The sequence below is a fragment of the Anaerococcus obesiensis ph10 genome (assembly GCF_000311745.1).
Taxonomy (GTDB): Bacteria; Bacillota; Clostridia; order Tissierellales; family Peptoniphilaceae; genus Anaerococcus; species Anaerococcus vaginalis.
On sequence record NZ_HE978531.1, the window covers coordinates 134,211 to 157,856 of the forward strand.

The 23,646-nt window shown below is 28.1% G+C and carries 22 protein-coding genes; 18 read left to right on the forward strand and 4 right to left on the reverse strand.

Features of this window, described 5'->3' with window-relative positions; genetic code table 11:
* Nucleotides 1-84: 84 nt before the first annotated feature.
* Entirely contained in the window at nucleotides 85-573 is a 489-nt protein-coding gene (locus HGAG_RS00710; RefSeq protein WP_019117487.1) for a DUF5301 domain-containing protein, read from the reverse strand.
* Between the two features lie 259 nt (nucleotides 574-832).
* Here HGAG_RS00710 and HGAG_RS00715 point away from each other — a divergent pair, with 259 nt between their 5' ends.
* The 16 genes from HGAG_RS00715 to HGAG_RS10320 all read left to right on the forward strand — a co-directional run bounded on the left by HGAG_RS00715 (nucleotide 833) and on the right by HGAG_RS10320 (nucleotide 17,443).
* On the forward strand, nucleotides 833-2,923 hold the full coding sequence (locus HGAG_RS00715) for a Tex-like N-terminal domain-containing protein (protein ID WP_019117488.1): 2,091 nt from the start codon (nucleotides 833-835) through the stop codon (nucleotides 2,921-2,923).
* Between the two features lie 89 nt (nucleotides 2,924-3,012).
* Nucleotides 3,013-3,414: a PTS sugar transporter subunit IIA gene (locus HGAG_RS10315; RefSeq protein ID WP_019117489.1), complete on the forward strand. Its 402-nt coding sequence runs from the start codon at nucleotides 3,013-3,015 to the stop codon at nucleotides 3,412-3,414.
* A gap of 63 nt (nucleotides 3,415-3,477) precedes the next feature.
* Entirely contained in the window at nucleotides 3,478-5,196 is a 1,719-nt protein-coding gene (locus tag HGAG_RS00725) for a proline--tRNA ligase (protein WP_019117490.1), read from the forward strand.
* Nucleotides 5,187-5,486, forward strand: coding sequence for a thioredoxin family protein (locus HGAG_RS00730; protein WP_004839036.1), 300 nt, complete (start codon nucleotides 5,187-5,189; stop codon nucleotides 5,484-5,486). Before HGAG_RS00725 ends, HGAG_RS00730 begins: the two co-directional genes overlap by 10 nt.
* Nucleotides 5,487-5,495: 9 nt before the next feature.
* A complete protein-coding gene (fba, locus tag HGAG_RS00735; protein ID WP_019117491.1) occupies nucleotides 5,496-6,365 on the forward strand; it encodes a class II fructose-1,6-bisphosphate aldolase in 870 nt (289 codons plus the stop codon).
* Between the two features lie 52 nt (nucleotides 6,366-6,417).
* A complete protein-coding gene (rho, locus tag HGAG_RS00740; protein ID WP_004839032.1) occupies nucleotides 6,418-7,773 on the forward strand; it encodes a transcription termination factor Rho in 1,356 nt (451 codons plus the stop codon).
* Between the two features lie 58 nt (nucleotides 7,774-7,831).
* On the forward strand, nucleotides 7,832-8,422 hold the full coding sequence (locus tag HGAG_RS00745) for a TVP38/TMEM64 family protein (protein ID WP_004839031.1): 591 nt from the start codon (nucleotides 7,832-7,834) through the stop codon (nucleotides 8,420-8,422).
* A 64-nt stretch (nucleotides 8,423-8,486) separates the two neighbouring features.
* Complete coding sequence (gene rpmE, locus HGAG_RS00750) at nucleotides 8,487-8,693, forward strand: 50S ribosomal protein L31 (RefSeq protein ID WP_004839030.1); 207 nt, start codon at nucleotides 8,487-8,489, stop codon at nucleotides 8,691-8,693.
* 35 nt (nucleotides 8,694-8,728) lie between these two features.
* Nucleotides 8,729-9,520 carry a peptide chain release factor N(5)-glutamine methyltransferase gene (gene prmC / locus HGAG_RS00755; protein WP_019117492.1) on the forward strand — a complete coding sequence of 264 codons (792 nt, stop codon included), beginning with the start codon at nucleotides 8,729-8,731 and terminating at the stop codon, nucleotides 9,518-9,520.
* A 9-nt stretch (nucleotides 9,521-9,529) separates the two neighbouring features.
* Entirely contained in the window at nucleotides 9,530-10,603 is a 1,074-nt protein-coding gene (prfA, locus tag HGAG_RS00760) for a peptide chain release factor 1 (RefSeq protein WP_019117493.1), read from the forward strand.
* Nucleotides 10,604-11,608 carry a cation diffusion facilitator family transporter gene (locus tag HGAG_RS00765; protein WP_019117494.1) on the forward strand — a complete coding sequence of 335 codons (1,005 nt, stop codon included), beginning with the start codon at nucleotides 10,604-10,606 and terminating at the stop codon, nucleotides 11,606-11,608.
* A complete protein-coding gene (locus HGAG_RS00770) occupies nucleotides 11,580-12,617 on the forward strand; it encodes an L-threonylcarbamoyladenylate synthase (protein WP_019117495.1) in 1,038 nt (345 codons plus the stop codon). The genes HGAG_RS00765 and HGAG_RS00770 overlap by 29 nt, the downstream gene beginning before the upstream one ends.
* Before the next feature lie 10 nt (nucleotides 12,618-12,627).
* The gene (gene upp, locus HGAG_RS00775; RefSeq protein ID WP_019117496.1) at nucleotides 12,628-13,257 is read left to right on the forward strand and encodes a uracil phosphoribosyltransferase; all 630 of its coding nucleotides are present in this window, start codon (nucleotides 12,628-12,630) and stop codon (nucleotides 13,255-13,257) included.
* A 9-nt stretch (nucleotides 13,258-13,266) separates the two neighbouring features.
* Nucleotides 13,267-14,544 (forward strand): UDP-N-acetylglucosamine 1-carboxyvinyltransferase, encoded by a 1,278-nt coding sequence (murA, locus tag HGAG_RS00780; protein ID WP_019117497.1) that lies wholly within the window; start codon nucleotides 13,267-13,269, stop codon nucleotides 14,542-14,544.
* Nucleotides 14,545-14,546: 2 nt separating this feature from the next.
* Complete coding sequence (gene recD2, locus HGAG_RS00785) at nucleotides 14,547-16,700, forward strand: SF1B family DNA helicase RecD2 (protein WP_019117498.1); 2,154 nt, start codon at nucleotides 14,547-14,549, stop codon at nucleotides 16,698-16,700.
* Nucleotides 16,697-17,443, forward strand: coding sequence for a ComF family protein (locus HGAG_RS10320; protein WP_019117499.1), 747 nt, complete (start codon nucleotides 16,697-16,699; stop codon nucleotides 17,441-17,443). Before recD2 ends, HGAG_RS10320 begins: the two co-directional genes overlap by 4 nt.
* On the opposite strand, the gene scfB is transcribed toward HGAG_RS10320, so the two are convergent.
* The 3 genes from scfB to HGAG_RS00805 form a co-directional block, all read right to left on the reverse strand.
* Nucleotides 17,350-18,735, reverse strand: coding sequence for a thioether cross-link-forming SCIFF peptide maturase (scfB, locus tag HGAG_RS00795; protein ID WP_019117500.1), 1,386 nt, complete (start codon nucleotides 18,733-18,735; stop codon nucleotides 17,350-17,352). The two genes, HGAG_RS10320 and scfB, sit on opposite strands and share 94 nt — an antisense overlap.
* Nucleotides 18,736-18,801: 66 nt before the next feature.
* Nucleotides 18,802-18,951 (reverse strand): six-cysteine ranthipeptide SCIFF, encoded by a 150-nt coding sequence (gene scfA, locus HGAG_RS10325; RefSeq protein WP_004817312.1) that lies wholly within the window; start codon nucleotides 18,949-18,951, stop codon nucleotides 18,802-18,804.
* A 53-nt stretch (nucleotides 18,952-19,004) separates the two neighbouring features.
* Nucleotides 19,005-20,345 (reverse strand): aminotransferase class V-fold PLP-dependent enzyme, encoded by a 1,341-nt coding sequence (locus HGAG_RS00805; RefSeq protein WP_019117501.1) that lies wholly within the window; start codon nucleotides 20,343-20,345, stop codon nucleotides 19,005-19,007.
* A gap of 171 nt (nucleotides 20,346-20,516) precedes the next feature.
* On the opposite strand from HGAG_RS00805, the gene HGAG_RS00810 reads away from it, so the two are divergent.
* The gene (locus HGAG_RS00810; protein WP_019117502.1) at nucleotides 20,517-23,078 is read left to right on the forward strand and encodes an alkaline phosphatase family protein; all 2,562 of its coding nucleotides are present in this window, start codon (nucleotides 20,517-20,519) and stop codon (nucleotides 23,076-23,078) included.
* A gap of 93 nt (nucleotides 23,079-23,171) precedes the next feature.
* Nucleotides 23,172-23,645 carry a COG2426 family protein gene (locus HGAG_RS00815; protein WP_019117503.1) on the forward strand — a complete coding sequence of 158 codons (474 nt, stop codon included), beginning with the start codon at nucleotides 23,172-23,174 and terminating at the stop codon, nucleotides 23,643-23,645.
* Nucleotide 23,646 lies beyond the last annotated feature (1 nt).

The window sequence follows — 23,646 nt, forward strand, 5'->3', positions numbered from 1 at the left end:
GGTGAAAATTATTAATCAATAATGGTTTTTGCACCAGCTTTTTTACTTTGTGAAAAATTCTATATAATAAAGGGATAATAATATTTAGAAGTCACTGTATAATAAATCTTCAATATTTACTGAAATATCTTCTTTATTATTTTCTTGGGAAATGTTATCTAACAGTAAATATAAATTATCGTTATAATTTAATTTAAAAATATCATTAAAAGCTTGTTCAAAATAAATACTATTATTTTCTTCATAAATTGAGCTTATAATAAAACCACCATCTTTAATTTTGAAAGTAACTATAATAAATTCTTCTTTATCAGGGAAATTTGAAGTACTTATCTTTTTTGTTTTTTCTGAATCTTTTATTATATTTAAAAATTTATTTATATGTGATTTTTTATAAACTTCCCTTTTCTCAACTCCTCTATCATTAATAACTCTAATAAATGTAATACTACTAATCTTATCAGGTTTAGGTGTCTTTACTTTTTCATTATTAGTTTTATATTTAAAAATCAAACTAAGACTAATAATTATAATAGCTGAAATTAATAAAAATATTTTTTTCTTTTTCTTCATAATCTTTCTCCTTTTATATTTTATATTAAAAATTTGTAGTAATTTATATAGTAACCATACTGGATTAAAAGCTAATACAAAAGTTTTAAAGTTATACTACTTTCACAAATTTTAATAATTCTTAAATATTATATTCTATTTTTTCGAATTAATGACCTATTAGGGTATAGTATATTTGTATTTAAAGAAATATATTAATTAAAAAATATAGGAAATCTCCTATATTTTTGTGATTTTAGATTGAATTAGTGAGGTAATAATGGAAATATCAAAAATTCTTTCCGATGAATTGAATATTAATCAAAAAAGTATCGATGAGGTTATAAAATTATTAGATGAAGGCTCTACTGTTGCTTTCATTGCAAGATATAGAAAAGAAAAAACTGGTGGCTTAAAAGATACTGAAATTAGAGATATTGAAAGTGGACTTACAAGGCTTAGAAATTTTGAAAAAAGAAAAGAAGAAATTCTTACTTCTTTGGAAAATCAAGAAAAGCTTGATGATGAATTGAAAGAAAAAATTGAAAAGGCAAAAACTTTGACTGAGCTTGAAGATATATATGCTCCTTTTAAGAAAAAAAGAAAAACAAGAGCTGATAAGGCAAAAGAACTTGGTCTAATGGAGCTTTTGGATGAGATTTTGATGAATGCAACAAGTGAAGAAGAAGGTCTTGAACTTGCAAAAAAATACATAAAAGAAGGCATAGAGGATGAAGTCGATGCTATAAATAAATCTTTGGATATTTTGGCAGAAGATGTTGCAAATAACATTGAGGCAAAAAATATAATTAGAAGAGATGGACTTGTTAGGGCAAGAATTTTGGCAGAAAAAAAAGAAGATGAAGATTTGATTTATGAAAATTATTATGGTTTTGATGAAAAAATTAAAAATTTAAAGCCTTTTCAAATTTTAGCCTTAAATAGGGCAGAAAAAAATGGTGATTTGACTGTAAAATTAGAATTTACAGATAATTACAATCTAACTTTAATCAAAAATCTTTATAAATCCAACAATGATTATACAGAATCTTTGATAAAAAAAGCTATTGAAGATTCATACAAAAGGCTTTTAATTCCTACAATAACAACTGAAATAAAAAATAAGCTTACAGAAAATGCCGAAAATGAATCAATTAAAGTTTTTTCAAAAAATTTGAAGCCATATATTTTACAAAGACCTATCAAAGATAAAAATATAATTGGTCTTGATCCGGGTTTTAGGACAGGTTGTAAGGTTGCTGTTATTGATAAGCACGGAAAATATTTAGATCAGGCTGTAATTTATCCAGTAAAACCTCACTCTAAAGAAAAAGAATCTATTGAGATTTTAAAAAATTTAATTAGTAAATACGATGTTGATATAATTGCTTTGGGAAATGCAACCGCAAGTAGGGAAACTGAAATTGTTGTAAATAAATTATTAAAAGAAGTTGATGGTGTTTCTTATGCAATTGTAAATGAAGCAGGAGCTTCTGTTTATTCTGCATCAAAGCTTGGGGAAGAAGAATTTCCAAATCTTGATGTTACAATTAGAGGTGCAGTTTCAATGGCAAGAAGACTTCAAGATCCTATGGCAGAGCTTGTAAAAATTGATCCAAAACATTTGGGCGTTGGTCAATATCAACATGATATAAATCAAAAAAAATTAGACGATGAGCTTGAAAAAGTTGTAGAAGATAGTGTAAATGAAGTCGGGGTAAATATAAATAATGCATCTTACAAATTATTATCTTATGTTTCCGGATTAAATTTAAATCTTGCAAAAAGAATCGAAGAAGATTTTAAAAATGGTGCGATAAAAGAAAGAAAAGACTTAAAAAAAGTTAAAGGTCTTGGAGATAAAACTTATAAGATGGCAGCTGGATTTTTGAGATTTCCCGACTCTCCAAATTTTTTGGATAATACAGCAGTTCATCCAGAAAGCTACGTTATTGCAAAAAAACTTGTAGATTATAATTTGGATGAAATTGATTTAGAAAAATGTGCTGACGAACTTGAAGTTGGCGTTTTGACTTTAAAAGATATAATTGAAGAATTAAAAAAACCAGGACGTGATCCAAGAGATGAACTTCCAGAAGTTGTTACAAAAAGTGAAATTTTATCAATAGATGATTTGAATGAGGGAGATATTTTGGAAGGAACTGTAAGAAATATTACAGAGTTCGGTTGCTTTGTTGATATTGGAGTAGGAATTGATGGACTTGTTCATATATCAAATATGAGCGATAAATTTATAAAAGATCCAAATGAGATTGTTACAAATTCTGATATAATAAAAGTAAAAGTAATAGAAATTGACAAAAAAAGAGAAAGAATTGGTTTGTCAATGAAAAATTTAAAGGAGAAATAAATGTTTGATTTTTTTAAAAAGAAAAAAAGGAAGAAAAAATCGTATCTATAGCAAGTCCTGTAAAAGGAAAAGTTGTAAAATTAGAAGAAGTGCCAGATCCAGTTTTTGCAGAAAAAATGGTAGGAGATGGATTTGCAGTAGAACCTGAAAATGGCGAAGTTTTTGCTCCGGTAAGTGGAGAAGTTACTTTACAACCAGAAGGCTACCATGCGATCGGAATAAAAACACAAGAAGGACTTGAAGTATTAGTACATTTTGGACTTGAAACTGTAGAATTAAAAGGCGAAGGCTTTACTCCTCATGTTAAAGTTGGAGATATGGTTAAAAAAGGCGATAAGGTATTGTCAGTAGATATTGAAAAAATAAAAGACAAAGTGCCTTCAATAATTACACCTTGCATTGTCGCAAATTTGGAAGAAAATATTTTATCAGAAATAAATTTTGAAGCAAATTGTGGCGAAGAAGTTCAAAAAGTTACAATCGTAGAATAATTGATTAAAAAAACTAAGTGTGATAATATTTTTAAGGATAAAAATTTAAAAAGTGGAGGATAAATGAGATTATCGAATTATTATATGCCTACATTAAGAGATGATCCTCAAGATGCAGAAACACAAAGTCATAAGCTTTTGGTAAGAGGAGCTTTTATTAGAAAAACTTCATCAGGAGTTTATTCCTACTTACCATTAGGAATGAAAGTTATAAATAAAATTGAAAATATTGTAAGAAAATCTATGGAAAAATATGATTCTATAGAAGTAAGTACATCAGTATTACAAAGTAAAGATATTTGGGAAAAATCTGGTAGATGGCAAAATTTTGGACCGGAAATGTTTAAAATAAAAGATAGACACGACAGAGAATTTTGTCTTGGACCAACTGCCGAAGAACAATTTACAAATTTGATTAAAGACGAATTAAATTCGTATAAGCAACTTCCATTAAATTTGTACCAAATAGTTTCGAAATTTAGGGATGAAAAAAGACCAAGATTTGGAATAAATAGGTCAAGAGATTTTATAATGAAAGATGCTTATTCATTTGACGTTGATATGGAAGGCTTGGAAAAATCTTACCAAAAAATGTGGGATGCTTATGTAGAAGTTTTTGATGCCCTAGGCCTTGATTATAAAATTGTTGAGGGAGATTCTGGAGCTATGGGTGGAAATATAAGCCACGAATTTATGGCACTTGCAGAAACAGGAGAAGGCGAAATTTTTTATACAGAAAATTCAAATTATGCAGCAACTGATGAATCTGCAAAATTTTTCCTAGAAATTGACGAAAATGAAAAAGAAAAGGAATTAGAATTAGTTGAAACAAAAGATGCAAAAACAATTGAAGAAGTTTCAAATTTTCTAAAAATAGATGAAAATAAATGTGCCAAAGCTGTAGATTTATTGGTAAAAGGTGAACCTGTTCTTGTTATTGTTCCAGGAGATAGGGAATTAAATATGGCAAAATTAATTTCTTATTTACAAGTTCCAGAACATGAAATAGAAATGATGGATGATGAAACAATAAGAAAAATCACAGGAGCAGAACCAGGTTTTACTGGTCCAAAAGATTTAAAAGAAGATGTGAGAGTTATTGTTGATAAGTCAATTACAAGATATAAAAATATGGTAATTGGAGCAAACAAAACTGACCATCATTATATAAATGCAAATTATAAGAGAGATTTTGATGGGGAAGTTTGCGAAGATTTGTTGACAGCAAAAGAAGGCGACTTTTCACAAGATGGAAAAGAAAAACTTCAACTTGCTCGTGGAATAGAAGTAGGAAATATTTTCCAATTGGGAACAAAATATTCCGAAAGTCTTGAGGCTTATTTCTTGGATGAAAATGGAAAACAAAAACCATTTATAATGGGCTCTTATGGAATAGGAATTACAAGATCAATTTCTGCAATTATTGAGCAACATTACGATGAAAATGGAATAATTTGGCCAACAAAAGTTGCTCCATTTGAAGCTTGGATAACTCTTGTAAACAAAAACAATGAAGAGCAAAAAGAAATAGCAGAAAAAATCTACAATAAATTATTAGATGCAGGCATTGAAGTAATGCTTGATGATAGAAAAGAAAGAGCTGGAGTTAAATTTAATGACAGAGACTTGGTTGGAGTTCCTTATAGGATTACTGTAGGAAAAGATGCAAAAGATGATATGGTAGAATTTTCAAAAAGATCTGATATGGAAAACTTAAAAATGCCAACAGATGAAGCTGTCGAAAAAATTATATCTTCAATAAAAGACGATTTATGCAAATAGTTGATTATAAAATTTCAAAAGAATTTTTAAAAAAGATATTAGTTGATAATAAAAAAATAATAGCCCTATTTCATGCAAATTGGTCAAGCTCTTCGAATTTAATGAAAAAAAACTTTTTAAAAGAAGAAGAAGACTCATATAAAAATATAAAAAAAATGATTATAGACATTGATAAAAATAGGGAATTAATCAAAAAATTGGGTATTAATCAAATACCATCTTTAGTTTCTATTACTAAAGATAGTCTAAACGAAAATGATTTTATAATAAATTCATTAAGGAGTATTTAAGGAGCAAATATGTTAGTTAATGCAAAAGAAATGTTAGATAAGGCTTATGAAAATGGTTACGGAATTGGACAATTCAATATAAATAACCTTGAATGGACAAAGGCAATACTTGAAGCTTGTGAGGAAAAAAAATCAGCAGTTATTTTGGGAGTATCAGAAGGTGCTGCAAAATATATGGGTGGATTTAATGTAGTTAGTAAAATGGTTGAAGGACTTGATAAAGATTTAAATATCACAGTACCAGTTGCTCTTCACTTAGACCACGGTTCATACGAAGGAGCTAAAAAAGCACTAGAAGCAGGTTTTACATCAATAATGTTTGATGGTTCAAGCCTACCAATAGATGAAAATATAGAAAAAACAAAAGAAATTGTTGAGTTATGTCATTCCAAAAATGTTTCTGTAGAAGCAGAAGTTGGTGGAATCGGTGGAGAAGAAGATGGAGTTGTTTCTGCAGGAGAATTAGCAGATCCTGAAGAATGTAAAAAAGTTGCATCACTTGGCATTGATTTCTTAGCAGCAGGAATTGGAAATATTCACGGAGTATATCCTGAAGATTGGCAAGGACTTAATTTTAAAAGACTTGAAGAAATCAAAGAAGCAGCTGGAAAAATTCCTCTAGTTTTACACGGAGGTACAGGAATTCCAGAAGAACAAGTTAAAAAAGCTATCGAAAGAGGAGTTTCAAAAATAAATATTAATACTGAATGCCAAATAGTATTTACAGAAGCTACAAGAAAATATTTTGAAGAAGGTAAAGATAAAGTTGGCAAGGGATTTGACCCAAGAAAAGTATTAAAACCAGGTTTTGAAGCAATCAAAGATAAGGTTAGAGAAAAAATAGAATTTTTCGAATGTGAAAATTCAGCAGAAAAATAAAAATAAAATCGGAGCCTTTTGGCTCCGTATATTTTTATTGTAAAGGAATAATATGGATATAAATATAAATGATTTAGATAAGCTAAAGTTAGATGAACTAAGAGAAATTGGAAAAAACCTTTCGATAAAATCTCTTTCATCTTACAGAAAAAATGAGCTTGTAGAAATAATTAAAGAGGCATATAGCAATAGTAAAAATTTTGAAAATAATGAAAGTTCTAGCAATGATTTAGATGATTCAAATGAAAATTTTGATCTTGGAGAAAAATTTAATTGCGAAGGACTCTTAGACCTTCACGAAGATGGTTTTGGATTTTTAAGAACTGAGCTTTATGAATCTAGCAATGATGATATATATGTTTCTCCTAAACAAGTTAAAATGTTTAGACTAAAAACAGGTGATTTTATTAAAGGAATTGCCAGAGTAAAAAAAGATAAAGATAAATTTTCTCCCTTAATTTTCGTATCAGATGTAAATGGCTTAAAGGCAGCAGATGCTTTTAATAGGTCAAATTTTGAATCACTCACACCAATATACCCAAATCAAAAATTAAAACTTGAAACAAGCAAAGATAAAATTTCTCAAAGAATAATAGATATTATTGCGCCTATAGGAAGAGGACAAAGAGGTCTTATTGTATCTCAACCAAAAGCTGGTAAGACTACTTTGATTAAGGATATTGAATATGCTCTTGAAAAAAACTTTGATGATTTAAAGATTTTGGTTTTATTGATTGATGAAAGACCAGAAGAAGTTACAGATTTTAAAAGATTTGTAAATCAATACAGGGACAAAGATAATGAGCTTACAAGAACAGAAGTTGCAGCATCAACTTTTGATAAGGCTCCTCAAAATCATATTTATATGCAAGAGATGGTTCTTGAAAGAGCAAAAAGACTTGTAGAAGATAATAAAGACGTTGTAATTTTATTAGATTCAATTACAAGGCTTGCAAGGGCTTATAATATTATGACACCACAATCAGGAAGAACTCTTTCTGGAGGTCTTGATCCTTTGGCTTTAATTGGCCCAAAGAAATTTTTTGGCGCTGCAAGAAATATTGAAAACGGTGGATCTCTTACAATTATCGCAACAGCTCTTGTCGATACGGGATCAAGAATGGATGATATGGTTTATGAAGAATTTAAGGGAACTGGTAATATGGAATTGCATCTTGATAGAAAGCTTGCCCAAAGAAGAATTTTCCCAGCCATTGATATAGAAAAATCATCAACAAGAAAAGATAATTTATTATTGAGTAACAAAGAGCTTGAGGCAGTTTATAAACTTAGAAATTCTGATATGAAAGATAAGATGGATTTCACAAATGAATTAATTAATTTAATGGCAAAATGCAAATCAAATGATGAGTTTGTAGAACTTATAAATAAAACTTACAAAAATTAGCCATAAATTTATTATATAAGTTATAATGAAGATGTAATAAATTAAGTTAGGGATTTTTATGAAAGTTAAAGCAAAAACTATAATAAATATTACAAGTATTCTTATAATTTTAATTTCTATTTACTTAGGCTATAAGGGTTATAAGCTAGGAATATTTACATCAGTTGCAAGTCTTCAAAAATTTTTGCAACAATATGGAATTTGGGCTCCACTAATTTTTATGATTTTACAAATAATCCAAATCATAATTCCAGTTATACCAGGTGGAATTACTACAGCTTTTGGAGTTGTTATGTTTGGACCTTTGTGGGGATTTGTTTATAATTATATTTCAATTTGCCTTGGTTCTATTATAGTATTTTTAATTTCTAGATTTTTTGGAAAAGAAGTTGTACTTGCAATTTTTGGCGAAGAAAATTTTAAAAAATATGATAAGTGGTTAAATCACGAAAAATATGATAAATTTTTTGCTTGGGCTATTTTACTTCCAGTAGCTCCTGATGATTTTTTGTGTTATTTTTCAGGACTTACTGATATGAAATTAATAACTTTTGTAAAAATAATTATTTTTTGTAAGCCTCCTTCAATATTTATTTATTCGATGGGACTTGTTTTGGGAATCAAAACAATATTTAAAAGTTTTGCTTGAAAGATAAATATTCCTATGGTATAATCATTATTGCTTATTGAAAGAGACAAGAAGAGGTGTTTATATGAAAAAAGAACTACATCCAGAATACCACCAAGCAAAAGTTACTTGCACATCATGTGGTAATGAATTCACTGTTGGTTCAACAGAAGAAGAAATCAAAGTTGAAGTATGTTCACAATGCCATCCATTCTATACAGGAAAACAAAGATTTTCTGACCGTGGTGGTAATGTAGAAAAATTCAATAAAAAATATGGAAGAAATAAATAAGGTTAGGTTTCTAACCTTATTTTTTATATGTATTTATGAAAATTAAAGATATTTTAGAAACGAACAATAATGATTTGATTATTGCGCTTACATATTTATTAAATACAAACAAAAATTTATTGTTCCTTAATAAAGAAGAAATTTTAGATGAAAAAATAGAAATTGAATTAAAAAAAATTAACGATAAGATTAATGAAGGCTATCCACTCCAATATGCAATTGGCAAGTGGAATTTTTATGGTTTAGATTTATTAGTAGATAAAAGAGCATTAATACCAAGGTATGAAACAGAAATTTTGGTAGATCTTATAATTAATGATAATTCAAATAATAAAAAAATTCTTGATATAGGCACAGGAAGCGGAGCGATTTCTCTTGCTCTTTCAAAAAATCTAAAAGATTCTAAAATTATTGGAGTAGATATATCAAAAAAAGCCATAGACCTTGCAAATGAAAATAAGATTAAGTTAAATATTAATAACGTAGAATTTAAAGAAAGTGATATTTTTTCAAATATTGATGAAAAATTCGATATAATAGTTTCAAATCCACCTTATATAAATAAGGAAGATTTTGAAAAATTAGATAAGAAATTATATTATGAACCTCAAAATGCTCTTTATGGTGGAGAAGATGGTTTATATTTTTATAAGAAAATAATAAAAAATGCAAAAAACTTTCTAAATAAAAATGGTAAAATATATCTAGAGATAGGTTATGATCAAAAAGATTCTATAAGTGATTTATTAGAAGAATATGGATATAAACAAATAAAATCCTACAAGGATTTTAATGATTTTGATAGGATAATTAAAGCTTGTATCTAAGGAGGATATATGTTAGAAAATCTAGAACATATGAGAGAAAATTTCAAAGAATTAGAAAAAAAACTTGCTGATCCTGAAGTTTTATCTGATACTGAAAGGTTTAAAAAAGTTTCAAGAGAATACAATCAATTAAAACCAATTGTTGAAAAATACAATCAAATAAGATCTGCAGAAGATATGATTAATGAAAATACTGAGCTTTTAAAAGAAGCTGAAGATAAGGAAATGATTGATCTTTTGAAATCTGAAATTGATGAAAATAAAAAAAATCTTGAAAAATATAATGAAGATTTAAAAGTTTTACTTATACCAACTGACCCTAACGATCACAAGGATGTAATTGTAGAAATTAGAGCAGGAGCTGGTGGAGAAGAAGCTGGACTTTTTGCTGGAAATCTTTACAGAATGTATCATATGTATGCCGATAAACAAAAATATAAAACAGAAGATATTGACGTATCAAGCCAAGGAATCGGCGGAATGAAAGAAGCAACTTTTATAGTAAGAGGTGAAGGCGCTTATTCAAAATTAAAATATGAATCTGGAGTTCACAGAGTTCAAAGAGTTCCAGAAACAGAATCAGGTGGAAGAATTCACACATCAACAGCGACAGTTGCTGTTTTGCCAGAAGCTGATGAAGTTGATATAAAAATTGATCCAAATGATATAAGAACAGATGTTTACAGGTCAAGTGGAAACGGTGGACAAAGTGTAAATACAACAGATTCTGCTGTAAGGCTAACCCACATTCCAACAGGACTTGTAGTAACTTGCCAAGATGAAAAATCTCAAATTAAAAATAAAGACAAGGCAATGAGAGTTTTAAGGGCAAGACTATATGAAATAGAAGAGCAAAAAAGGCAAAAAGAAATTTCAGATAACAGAAAATCTCAAGTGGGAACAGGAGATAGGTCTGAAAGAATTAGAACTTACAATTACCCACAAGGAAGAATAACAGATCACAGGATAAACAAAACTATTTATCAATTAGATGATTTTTTAGATGGAAATATTGAAGAGATGATAGAATCTTTGATAACAGAAGACCAAACTAGAAAATTAAAGACAATGGGAGAAGACTAATTGTTTGAAATTCTTGCAAAAAGATTTGTAAAAGATTATAAATCTACTGATAAACAAAGAGTAAGATTAAAATTAATTTCTTTATCTGGTTTAGTTGGAGTATTAATTAATGTATTTTTGTTTTTAATAAAAATAAGTATAGGAATAATCGCATCTTCTTCAGCAGTAATGGGAGATGCTTTCAATAATATGAGCGATGCCCTTACGAGTTTAATCACTTTGGTAGGTGCAAAAGCAAGTAGCAAACCAGCCGATAGCAACCATCCTTACGGACATGGTAGAAGTGAATACATAGCAAGTTTTTTAGTTTCAATTCTTATTATGTTTGTTGGATTTTTGCTATTTACAAGTTCTATAGATAGTTTTTATAAAGGAAATTTACCAAAACTTTCTAAACTTAGTATAATAATCCTTGTTATTTCTTTAGGATTTAAATTTTACATTTATTTTTTAAATAAAAACTTAGACAAAAAACTAGATTCTAAATTAAATTATGCAGTAATGATAGATGCAAGAAATGACATATTGTCAACAATTTCTATTATTTTTGCTGTAATTATACAAAAATATATAAGTTTTAACCTCGATGCACTTTTGGGTATAATTTTATCCATTATTGTCTTTAAACCAGGTTTAGATTTGTTTATAGATACGATAGATAAGTTATTGGGAAAAGGAATCAGTGAGGACCTTCATAAAAAAATCGAAGAAATAATTCTTTCTGGCGACTTTGTCCATGGCTATCACGATTTAAAAATTCATGAATATGGCAGAGGAAAGCTTGTAGGAAGTTGCGATGTAGAAGTTCCATCAAATATAAGTGTAGGAATAATGCATCAAGCAGTTACAAATATTGAACTTAGACTTTTAAATGAGTTAAATATTTCTATAACCATACACATGGATCCAACTTATTGCTTAATAGAAAATGAAGAAAACAAAAAAATAATTGAGAAATTAAGAAAGTCAGTAAAAAATGCAAACAGAGATATTGAAAATAGATAGAGAAAATATAGATGAAAATATCCTAAACCATGCAGCTGAAATAATCAACAAAGGAGAATTAGTTGCTTTTCCCACAGAAACAGTATATGGTTTGGGAGCTGATGGATTAAATCCAAAAGCAGCTAAAAAAATTTTTAAGGCAAAAAATAGACCAGAAGATAATCCATTGATTCTTCATATAGATGAAGATTATAAATTGGACGAATTGGTTGAAAAGGTTGATGATAGGACAAAATTTTTAATTAAAAATTTGTGGCCAGGTCCTCTTACTGTAATCCTTAAAAAAAGCTCAATAATTCCTGATATAATTACAGGTGGAGGAGATACAGTTGCTGTTAGAAGACCAAAAGATAAACTTGCAAGAGAGTTTATAAAATATTGTAATACACCTATTGCGGCGCCTTCAGCAAATATTTCTGGCAGACCTTCCCCAACAAATGCAAAAGATGTTTATTATGACATGAATGGAAGAATTCCACTAATAATTGATGGAGGAAGTTCAGATATTGGAATTGAATCAACTGTAATTGATATGAGTTTGGAAAATCCTTGTATATTAAGACCAGGATATTACACTTATGAATACATAAAAAAATTTATTCCAAATGTTTGTTTGGATGATTCATTGGTTGATGATTCAAAAGTTCCAAGATCTCCTGGTCAAAAATACAAACATTATGCGCCAAAAGCAGAAATGAAAGTTTTTGTTGGAGATAAAAGTGTAGAAAAAATAAAAGATTTAGCTTTGAAATATAAAAATGAAGGCAAAAAAGTAGGGATTTTAGTTTTTGATAAGGATACTGAAAAATTTTCAGCTTTTACTACACTTTCTTTAGGAAATAAAGATAATTTAATAGAAATGAGCCACGTTCTTTTTGAAGCTTTAAGAGATTTGGATAGAAAAAATGTAGATATAATTCTTGCTGAGGGAGTTAAAGACATTGGGCTTGGAAAGAGTATAATGAATAGGATGAAAAAATCCGCATCTGGAAATATTTTTAATTTGTAAAGGAGAAATAATGGGCAAAGTAACAATTTTGGATCACCCAGTGATCAAACATAAAATTTCAATTTTAAGAGATAAGAATACAGGTTCTAATGAATTTAGATCAATTATAAAAGAGATAACAATTCTTTTAGCTTATGAAGCAAGCAAGGATTTTACTTTAGAAGAATATGATATAGAAACACCAATTTGTAAAACTACAGGTTATAGACTTTCTGGAAAAAAACTTGGAATTATTCCAATTCTTAGAGCAGGACTTGGTATGGTTGATGGATTAATTGAAGTTTTCCCAGCAGCAAGAGTTGGTCATATAGGAATGTATAGGGATGAAAAAACAATGAAACCTATTGAATATTATTTAAAAATTCCTAAAGATTCTAACAAAAGAGATATGTTAGTAATTGATCCTATGCTTGCAACTGGTGGTTCAGCTTGTGATGCCATCCAAAGATTAAAAGAAAAAGGCTGTACTTCTTTAAAATTATTAAATATAATTGCAGCACCTGAAGGAATTAAAAGAGTTCAAGAAGAACACCCAGATGTAGATATTTATATTGCTCAATTGGATGAAAAATTAAATGATGATTGTTATATAGTGCCAGGACTTGGAGATGCTGGAGATAGGTTGTTTGGTACTAAATAAGGGGATAGTATGAGTAAAGAAGAAATATTAGTAGTAAGAAAAAACGGTCCATTAAAAGGAGAAGTTTATATTTCTGGAGCAAAAAATTCAGCTCTTCCAATTCTTGCTGCAAGTCTTTTGGCAAGTGAAGAAGTTATTTTAGATGAAGTGCCAAAATTAAAAGATATAGAAGTTATGGTGGAAATACTAAGAAGTTTAAATGCTAAGGTTGAATATATTACAGAAACAAGTCTTAGAATTGATTCTTCAAATGTAGATAAATTTGAAACACCATTTGAATTGATGGATAAAATGAGAGCATCTTTTATAGTTATGGGTCCATTGCTTGCAAAATTTGGACACGCAGTAACAAAAGCTCCTGGTGGATGTAATATTGGAAAAAGACCAATTGATTTGCATTTGAAAGGTTTTGAAGCTTTAGGTGCTCAAACTACAATGAATCACGAAGAAATATCTTCAAAAACAAAAAATGGTTTAACAGGAAATGTAATTTATTTGGATTTTCCTTCAGTAGGTGCAACAGAAAATATTATGATGGCAGCTACAATGGCAGAAGGAGAAACTGTAATTGAAAATGCGGCAAAAGAACCTGAAATCGTAGATCTTGCATCATTTTTGTCAAAAATGGGTGCAAATATAATTGGAGCAGGTACATCAAATATAATAATTAAGGGTGTGGAAAAATTAAAGGGAACAAGACATACAATAGTTCCAGATAGAATTGAAGCTGCAACTTATATGCTAGCTGCTGCAATTACTGGTGGAGATATTTTAATTAAAAATGTTTTGGGCTCTCACATAAGACCGGTTATAGCGAAATTAATCGAAATTGGTGCTAAGGTAGAAGAAATTGAAGATGATGATATGATTAGGGTAAAAGCTAGTAAAAAATTAAAATCTACAAGTATAAAAACTCTACCATATCCTGGATTTCCTACAGATGTCCAATCTCAATTTATGGCGTTAATGACAGTATGCAAGGGCGAATCATCAGTTGTAGAAACTGTTTTTGAAAACAGATTTATGCACGTTGATGAGCTTAAAAAAATGGGAGCTGCAATAATTACTGAAGGAAATAGGGCTGTAATTGTTGGAGTTGATAAACTTCATGGAGCGGAAGTAAAAGCTACAGATTTAAGAGCGGGAGCTGCTCTTATCCTTGCTGGACTTGTAGCTGATGGAGAGACAAAAATATCTGATATTTATCATATAGATAGAGGATATAGTGATTTGATTGAAAAGTTTACAAAACTTGGTGCTCTTATTGAAAGAAAACAGGTAAATTAATAATGAAATTTGAAGGCATAATTAAAAGTATAATTTATAGAAATGAAGAAAATGGATACACGGTTTTATCCTTACAAACTTCTGACTCGCCTATAACTTGTACTGGAATTATGCCTTTTTTTAATGAAAACGATCAAGTTGTTGTTGAAGGCGAATTAATTTATCATGACAAATATGGGGAGCAAATAAATGTAGAAAGTGCTAGGATAAAAAAACCTTCAGGCAAAAAAGCAATTATTTCGTATCTTTCTAGTGGAAATATTGAGTCAATTGGAAAAAAAACTGCTGAATTAATTTATGAAAAATTTGGGGACAAATCTATTGATGTTGTTTTTAATGAATCTGAAAAACTTTTATCTATACAAGGAATTGGCAAGAAAAAACTTGAAAAAATAAAAGAATCTACTATTGATGCTAGAGATAGTAGGGAGGCTTTGTTATATCTTCAAGGTTTAAATATTTCTTTTAACTTATCAAATAAAATTTACAAAGCTTATGGAGATAATACGATTTCTATTGTGAAGACAAATCCTTATAAATTATCTGAAGATATTTCAGGAATTGGTTTTGTAATGGCTGATAATATTGCCATGAATATGCAAATGAAAAATGATTCTAAATTTAGAATTTCAGCGGCCATTTCTTATATTTTAAAAAATGATGCAGAAATGAGCGGGTCTTGTGCTTTAAAAAAAGAAGATTTGTTGAATAAAACTTTTGATTTGATTAAGGTAGATAAAAATAAAATAAATGAACAGATAAATGAAGATTTACTTAAATCAAAAATTCAAATTATAAAAATTGGAGAAGACGAATTTGTATATGATAAAGATATTTATAAGGCAGAAAAATCATGTGCAATAAATCTTTCTAGGCTTCAAAATGAAAAATATATTTTTGATGTAAAAATAAAAGAAGACTTTGATGCTTTTTCAAAAGAACAAGAAATTGCTATAAAAGAAGCTTTTAATAATATGCTTTTAGTAATTACTGGAGGTCCTGGAACTGGGAAAACTACAATAATAAAGGCTATTTGTAATATTTTAAATGAAAATAATTTGAAATTTAATCTTGCAGCACCTACAGGACGAGCTGCAAAAAGGATGCAAGAGTCTACAGAAAATGTAGCTTTTACAATTCATAGGTTAATAGGAATAAAACCAGAAAGTCCAATTCCAGAATTTAATGAGGAAAATACTCTTGATTGCGATTATGTAATCCTTGATGAGGCAAGTATGATTGATATTAAATTAATGGATAAATTATTGAAAGCTCTCTCATCAAAAACCGCTTTAATTTTGGTTGGAGATCACAATCAACTTCCAAGTGTTGGTGCAGGAAATGTTTTAAAAGATATTTTGGATACGGATATAAAATCAGTAAAACTTAAAAAAATATTTAGGCAGGCCAAAGAGAGTAATATTGTTGTAAATGCTCACAGAATAAATGATGGTCTATATCCAATTTTAAATCAAAAAAATAAGGATTTTTTCTTTATTAATTCAAATTCAAAAAATTTTCAAAACGATTTGTTGGATTTGGTAAAAAATAGACTTCCTAACTACTATAAACTTGATCCTATTAACGACATTCAAATACTTGCGCCTAGCAAAAAATCTTTGTGGGGAATTGTTAATATAAATGATCTTTGTCAAAAAGAATTAAATAAAAATCCTAATTTAATTAAAATTAACAATAGAATTTTTAAATTAGGTGATAAGGTTATGCAAGTTAGAAATAATTATGAACTTGAAAGCTTAAATCCAGATGATTTTGATGATGGCGTTTATAATGGAGATATTGGTAGAATTATTGATATTGATAAAAATATGGAAAGTTTAAAAGTAGAGTTTTATGATGGAAATATTGTCTCTTATAAAAAAGAAGATGTTAAAGATTTGGACTTATCCTATGCAATTACAATTCACAAATCGCAAGGATCTGAATTTGATTGCGTATTAATTCCAATGATGCCAGCATCATTTATGCTTTTAAACAGAAATTTATTGTATACTGCCATAACAAGAGCAAAAAAATTGGTAATTTTACTTGGAGAAAAGAAAATTTTAAAACAAATGGTTAGAAATAATAACGAATCAAAAAGACTTACAAATTTAAGTTTTTGGATAAAAGAATTATCAGAGGCGTTAAAATGATTGGAGATTTTTTGTTTTTGGATGATAATTTGTGTCTTTTTTGCAAGGATGAAGAAAAAGAAAAATTTTCTTTGTGCAAAACTTGTCTTTCAAAGCTTGATTATGTTGACAATGAATTTGAAATTTTAAATTATAAGGCTAGAGTTTTGTATTTTTATAATCCTTTTATGGCACATTTGATTGGAGATTTTAAGTTTAATAGAAATACTTCCCTTTATAAAATTTTTGGTCAAATGATATATGATTATATTAAAGAAAAATCTATAGATGATTTTGATTATATTCTTACGACGCCCTCATCAAAATCTGTTTTAATTAATAGGGGATTTGACCACATAAAACTTATTTGTGATTATTTTATAGATGAAACTAATATGAAATATTTAGAAAATTTTAAAAAAATAAAAAACACAAAGGCTCAACATAAACTGTCAAGAGAAGAAAGGGCAAAAAATTTAAAAAATTCTTTTGAATTTTATGGAGATTTGACTGGGAAAAAAGTTTTGATTTTTGACGATATTATTACAAGTTCCAATACTATGAAAGAAATTATAAGAACAATTGAAAAGGAAAATCCAAAAAATATAGAAATTCTTGCCCTTGCATCAAGTCATAGGGTAAAAAATAAGGTGCGGGGGCACCTTATTTTTTATGCATTTTCTTTTTCACTTTCTTTTAAAAATTCGTGTATTTTTACGGCAAGTGCCATTTCTATTCTTTTTTTGAAAACTTTACATCCGTAATCATAAATTTTATTTATGTCGCCACCTGCATTATAATTATTTGCTGCACAGCCTCCTGAGCAATACATTTGTGCCCAGCAGTCTTTGCATTTTTCTTGGCTATATAAATTATTTTTTTTGAAATTCTTAATTATTTCTGGTTTTTTGATTCCTTCAAAAACATTTCCTATTTTGAAATCGTCGTTTCCAACAAATTGATGGCAAGGATATAAATCTCCTGTTGGTGTAACTGCCATATATTCTGATCCTGATCCACAACCTGAAATTCTTTTGTAAACGCAAGGCCCATTGTTTAAATCTATCATATAATGGTAAAAAATAAATTTGTCGTCTTTGTCGATTGCATCTATTAACATATCGGCAAGTTTTTCGTATTCTTCAAAAATTCTTGGAAGATGCTCTTCTTTTAGGGCGTAATCCTCTTCATTATTTCCAACAACTGGCTCAAGAGATGTTCTTTTAAAACCTAGATTTAAATATGTATTTATATCTTCTGTAAAATCTAAATTGTTTGCTGTAAAAGTTCCTCTCATATAATATTCTTTATCGCCACGATTTTTTACTAATTTTTGAAATTTTGGAACAATTTTATCAAATGAGCCATTTCCATCATGAGTTTTCCTAAATTCATCGTGTTTTTCTTTTCTTCCATCAAGAGAAAGAACAACATTTTTCATATTTTTATTTAGATATTGGATTTTTTCATCATCCAAAAGCATACCATTTGTAGTAAGGGTAAAATTAAAATGTTTATTATATTTTTTTTCCTTACTTCTGGCATAATCGACGGTATTTTTTACCAAATCCCAATTTAAAAGTGGTTCTCCGCCAAAAAAGTCAATATCCAAATTAAAATGAGATCCTGAATTTTCTAAAAGAAAATCAATAGATTTTTTTGCGACTTCATCTGTCATAATTGCTTCAGGGCCATGGTATCGTCCTTCTTTTGCAAAACAATACTCACAAGAAAGATTGCAAGTGTGACTTACATTTAAGCACATTGCCTTTAGATAAGTTTTTCTTTTATCCAAATCAATGGTTAAATCTTTAAAATCATCATCTGAAAATAAAACTTTTTCGCTAACTAAACTTTTTACTTCATCATAAGCCTCATCAAATTGGTCTTGATTTATATTATGTAAATTTTTAATTTCTTTTTCTATGTAAGATTTGTCTTTATTTTTATTTAATAGGCTTATAATATCGTAAGAAATTTGATCAACTAGATGAACTGATCCGGAATAAACATCCAAAACAATATTATAACCCTTTGCTTTATATTGGTGTATCATTTTTTCTCCTTAATTTATAGTAAAATACTTGGGATTTAATCCAATAAAAAAATAAGGGGCTTGCCCTTATTTATTTTTTGTGTTAACACATTCTTGGTTAGCAACTCCACAAGAAGTTTTGCAAGCTGATTGGCAAGATGTTTGACATTCGCCACAGCCACCATCTTTTTTGCTTTTGTGAAGATTTCTTGTATTTAAAGTAATAATTCTTTTCATATATGTATCTCCTTTTTCCTATAGATTCATAATAACAAAATGGATAATTTTTGTCAATTGATAATAGGAATGTGAGAATTTTCCAAAGATAAATCAATTCCCATAGTTTGAAGATATTTAATCTGGTCAATAATTTTTTTATTAATAATTTCTCCAGGAATAAGAAGGGGAATTCCTGGTGGATAGGCATAAATATATGAGGCAGAGATTTTGCCTTGAGATTTGTCTAGATCAATCAAAGAAATATCTTTGCAAAAAGATTCTTTAATAGATAATTTTTTTTCACATTCAATAAATTCAAATGAAAAATTTGATTTTTTATATTTTAAATTCTTATCAATTTTTAATAAGGCTTTTTTTAATCTCAAAAATCCATCTTTCCTATCAAAAATACTTGCAATCAAAATCACATAAGTTGGGCTTGCCATTTCAATCTCGATTTTTTCTTTGTATAATAAATCAGAAAGCTCATTCCCGTTAATATTTGTATTTTTGCAAGAAATAATAATTTTTGAAATATCTTTAGACTTAGAATTGATAAATTTTAAATTTTTCAAATCAGTTTTATACAAATAAGTTAAATTTTCCAATAAGTTATCCCACAGACCATAAAAATTTGAAAAATTAGAAATCATATCATCAATTGAGCCACTTACTAAATAAGATGGGGAAGATGTTTGAAATATTGCCATATTTCGTCTTAAATTTTTAATATCAATATTTTTATTTTTTATAATAATGCCACTAGCTGGAGTTAAAGCTGATAAATTTTTGTGAAAAGATGTAATAGCTAGGTCGTAGGAAAAATTATTTTCATAATCGGATAAGATTGTATGAGAACCATGAGCCATATCAACAAGCAATAAAATATTTTTATCCTTTATTATTTCTTTAATCTTTTTTAAATCAATCATAAAACCCTCATAAGAAGGAGAAGTAAGAAAAATCAAAGAATAAGAATTTTTTTCGATTTTTTTATTCAAATCTTCGTAATCAATGTCATAAGCCATATCATTTTCGTCTATTTTTACCTTTAAAAAATCTGCATTTAAATCAAAAAGCTCAATTGCATTAAAAACAGATTTGTGGGAATTTCTTTGGACTAGAATATTTTTATTTTTTTGGGTTAAAGCTCTTAATGATGCAAGAATTCCACAGGTTGAACCGTTAGTTGAAATTATAAAGTCATTAGCTTTATAGATATGAGCAAGTTCATTTTCCATTTTTTTGAAAAGCCCTTGGGGATTATTCAAATTATCAAAATTTCTAATTTCTGTTATATCTCTTTCGTAAGAAATTTTTTTATTTAACAAATTTTTATTTCTTTTGTGTCCAGGCATAGCAAATGGATAATAATCTTCTTTTAAATAATCATCTAATTTTTCATTTAACATTTTTAATCCTTTCTTTTATCCAATATTATACTTAAAAAATTTAAAATAAATTTTTGAAATTAGACATTTTATTTACATAATCTGTGATATAATGTATAATTGTATTGGAAAATTTACATTAATTTAACATAAAATATATAAAAAATTCACAATTAGAAAAGAGAGGATTAAATGAATAAAAATAAAAAATTAAAAATTACTTCGTTTGTAATTTCTTTGATTGTAATGCTTTTTATTCAAAGCTTTATTGAAGATTTTTCTTACAAAGTTTATACAAACGAAAAAATTGAAATTAGTCAATTGGAACCTAGTAGCCAATATTCGAATAATTTTAAAATTAATTCGATTTATCAAGGCGATAAACTTTTAGACTTAAACAAGGTTGATATTAAAGGATGGACAAAGGCAAATACAAAAACGGGCTATCCAATTCAAACAAATGGTTATAGCAAGGATAATAAATTAAGTATTAAACCTAGTCCAAGATTGATGTTTAATAAATTAACAGTAAATTTTGAAACAAGTCCAAAATATTCTACAGCTGTGATGACTTATTTAAAAGACCATACAATGACAATGTATGCTAGCTCATCTGATAATAGGTCATACGTAGATATTAATTACACAGACTTTTTATCAATTCTTACACAAACATTAATTTTTATAGGCTCAATAGTTCTATTTTCATTTTTTATTTATAATTTAATAAGAAGAATAGAAAAGGCAGAAAATAAGAAAAAAGAAATCTTATACATAGGTAAAGATTATATTTTGAATTTTTTAGTTTTTGGTATATCTGTTTATGGTTTGAGTAAACTAAGAGATCATGTAAATAATGAAATTTATTTTACTTTCTTCCGTGCACCATTTACTTACAATGATTTGGTAGAATTTATATCAATTGTATTTTTAGCATCTCTTGGAATGAAAAGTATTTACAAGAGAAAACAAAACATAAAAGCACTTGATATGACAAATTGGATTTTATTTATCCTAAATCCATTCATGTCATTTTATATATTGGAATCAGCTTACAATCCAAATTTTGCTTCAATGGAAGTAATTTATATATTAATAAATGCTTTAATTTTATTCTTAATCCAAGTTTTAATATATATTGTAATTAGGAAAAAAAGACTTTCAATGATTTTCATTTTAGTTTTATCAATTGCTTTTGGTATTGCTAATGATGCTTTGTATATATTGAGAGATTCTCCGCTTATACCAGCATTTTTGGGATCACTTGGAGTTGCAGCTGATGTTGCAAAAGATACAGTTATTCAACTAAATGGACATTCATTAATGGCATTTTCACTTGCAAGCTTGTGGCTTTTAGTAATTTCTTCTATAAATGAAGGAAAAATTACAATTTCCAAGAAGTCTTATGCAAAACAACTTGTTGGTTATTGTACGATGTTTGGATTGATTACTGTAGTTAGCGTAAATTATTTTATCAAGCAAAATGGAGTTGGAGTAAACTTGTGGAGACCATCAAGAACTTATTATGTAGAAGGTTCCCCATATAGTTTTTATAGAATTTTTGCAAACCAAATTCTAACAGCACCAAGAGGCTATGATGAAAAAGAAGTAGAAAATACATTAGAAGAATATTACAACAAAGATATTGGAACAAAAGATAACAAAAAACCAAATATTGTAATGATTCAATCTGAAGCTCTTGCTGATTATTATGGAAAAGGAAATTTAAAATTAAGTGAAAATCCAATTGCTTTCCAAAGATCTTTAGAAGAAAATGCAATTCAAGGAAATGCTTATGTTTCAGTTCTTGGTGGAGGAACAGTAAATTCAGAATACGAAACTTTAACTTCAGTTCCTTTGACATTTTTCCCACTAGGAGCTTATCCATTCCAACAATATGTAAAAGAAGGTCACACATCAGTAGCAAGAATTTTGGAAAATCAAGGTTATGAAACATTTATAACTCATCCAAATAAACCAACAAATTATTCAAGACAAGAAGTATGGCCAAATTTAGGATTTAAAAATATTGCATTTTTACCAGATTATGACCAAAACCCAAATAATTTTGAATCAACAAATGGATTTTTAAAAGATTCAGTTGCTTATGACAAAATAAAAGAGCAATTTGAAAATAAATCTGATGACAAACCTCTTTTTGCATATCTTGTATCAATGCAAAATCATGGTGGTTATACATCAAATATTCCTGGAGGCATCAAAGTTTTAAATGAAAATAATGGAGATGATCAAGGGGCAAGCCATTATGTAAACTTGCTTAAAAAATCTGATGAGGATTTAAAAAATCTAATCGAATACTTCAAATCTTATAAGGAACCAACAATACTTTGTATATTTGGTGATCATCAACCACAAAACTACGATGTATTTATGAAGTTGATAAACTCAAATGACAACTATACAAATAAGGATGTTTTCCATACGCCTCTTACTATTTGGGCAAATTATGATATTGAAGAGGATAAGGATGTAAATATATCAGTAAATTACTTAATGCCATATTTATTAGAAAAAGCTGGTGGAATTAAATTATCAGCATATCAAAAATATATGTTAGATATGCACAAGGATTATCCAATTATTTCAACTAAACAAATATATAATAATGAAGGTCAAGAAGTAAGCAAAGATGAAGAATTTATAAAGAGAAATAATAAATTAAATTCCTTAATTTATTATGAAATGAAGCAAGATACAAAATCAAATAAATATTTTAATGAAGCTTCAAAATAAAATTTTCCGAAACCAAGTAAATCTTGGTTTCGGTTTTTTCATGTTTAATTAATATGATATAATAGCTACATAAGAATTTAAAAAGGAGAATCAATGCAAAGTCTAATAGATTTTATTAGATCAAGTTTTTCAAATGAAATAGCCCTAATAATTATTAGCATGCTGCCTTTAATAGAATTAAAAGGTTCAATTCCTATTGGTCTTGCAATGGGATTTAAACCAGTTAAAGCTTATATGTACTCAATTATTGGTTCAACTATTCCAGCAATTTTTATACTCTTATGGATTACGCCAATTTTTGCATACATGAAAAAAAATGCTAAACTTAAAAAAATTGCAGCTTGGGCTTTGAAAAAAGCTGAGAAAAAAGAAGGAAGAATAAAAAAATATGAATATTTAGGTTTATTTTTATTTGTAGCAATTCCTTTGCCGGGAACAGGAGTTTGGATGGGATCTTTGATTGCATCAATTCTTGGCTTAAATAAAAAAAGATCTTTTATTACAATAGCAGTTGGAAATGTAATTGCAGGAGTAATTATTTATACTTTTTCTAGTTTTTTCTTTTAAG

Bases quoted from the DNA above. Each gene is read 5' to 3' on its own strand.
- HGAG_RS00805 (WP_019117501.1), bottom strand. From the start codon at position 20,345: ATGTTAAATGAAAAATTAGATGATTATTTAAAAGAAGATTATTATCCA.
- HGAG_RS00815 (WP_019117503.1), top strand. From the start codon at position 23,172: ATGCAAAGTCTAATAGATTTTATTAGATCAAGTTTTTCAAATGAAATA.
- rho (WP_004839032.1), top strand. From the start codon at position 6,418: ATGGATATAAATATAAATGATTTAGATAAGCTAAAGTTAGATGAACTA.
- upp (WP_019117496.1), top strand. From the start codon at position 12,628: ATGGGCAAAGTAACAATTTTGGATCACCCAGTGATCAAACATAAAATT.
- HGAG_RS00715 (WP_019117488.1), top strand. From the start codon at position 833: ATGGAAATATCAAAAATTCTTTCCGATGAATTGAATATTAATCAAAAA.
- recD2 (WP_019117498.1), top strand. From the start codon at position 14,547: ATGAAATTTGAAGGCATAATTAAAAGTATAATTTATAGAAATGAAGAA.
- murA (WP_019117497.1), top strand. From the start codon at position 13,267: ATGAGTAAAGAAGAAATATTAGTAGTAAGAAAAAACGGTCCATTAAAA.
- prfA (WP_019117493.1), top strand. From the start codon at position 9,530: ATGTTAGAAAATCTAGAACATATGAGAGAAAATTTCAAAGAATTAGAA.
- HGAG_RS00730 (WP_004839036.1), top strand. From the start codon at position 5,187: ATGCAAATAGTTGATTATAAAATTTCAAAAGAATTTTTAAAAAAGATA.
- fba (WP_019117491.1), top strand. From the start codon at position 5,496: ATGTTAGTTAATGCAAAAGAAATGTTAGATAAGGCTTATGAAAATGGT.
- scfA (WP_004817312.1), bottom strand. From the start codon at position 18,951: ATGAAAAGAATTATTACTTTAAATACAAGAAATCTTCACAAAAGCAAA.
- HGAG_RS00745 (WP_004839031.1), top strand. From the start codon at position 7,832: ATGAAAGTTAAAGCAAAAACTATAATAAATATTACAAGTATTCTTATA.
- HGAG_RS00725 (WP_019117490.1), top strand. From the start codon at position 3,478: ATGAGATTATCGAATTATTATATGCCTACATTAAGAGATGATCCTCAA.
- prmC (WP_019117492.1), top strand. From the start codon at position 8,729: ATGAAAATTAAAGATATTTTAGAAACGAACAATAATGATTTGATTATT.
- scfB (WP_019117500.1), bottom strand. From the start codon at position 18,735: ATGATACACCAATATAAAGCAAAGGGTTATAATATTGTTTTGGATGTT.
- HGAG_RS00810 (WP_019117502.1), top strand. From the start codon at position 20,517: ATGAATAAAAATAAAAAATTAAAAATTACTTCGTTTGTAATTTCTTTG.
- HGAG_RS10320 (WP_019117499.1), top strand. From the start codon at position 16,697: ATGATTGGAGATTTTTTGTTTTTGGATGATAATTTGTGTCTTTTTTGC.
- HGAG_RS00770 (WP_019117495.1), top strand. From the start codon at position 11,580: ATGCAAACAGAGATATTGAAAATAGATAGAGAAAATATAGATGAAAAT.
- HGAG_RS00710 (WP_019117487.1), bottom strand. From the start codon at position 573: ATGAAGAAAAAGAAAAAAATATTTTTATTAATTTCAGCTATTATAATT.
- rpmE (WP_004839030.1), top strand. From the start codon at position 8,487: ATGAAAAAAGAACTACATCCAGAATACCACCAAGCAAAAGTTACTTGC.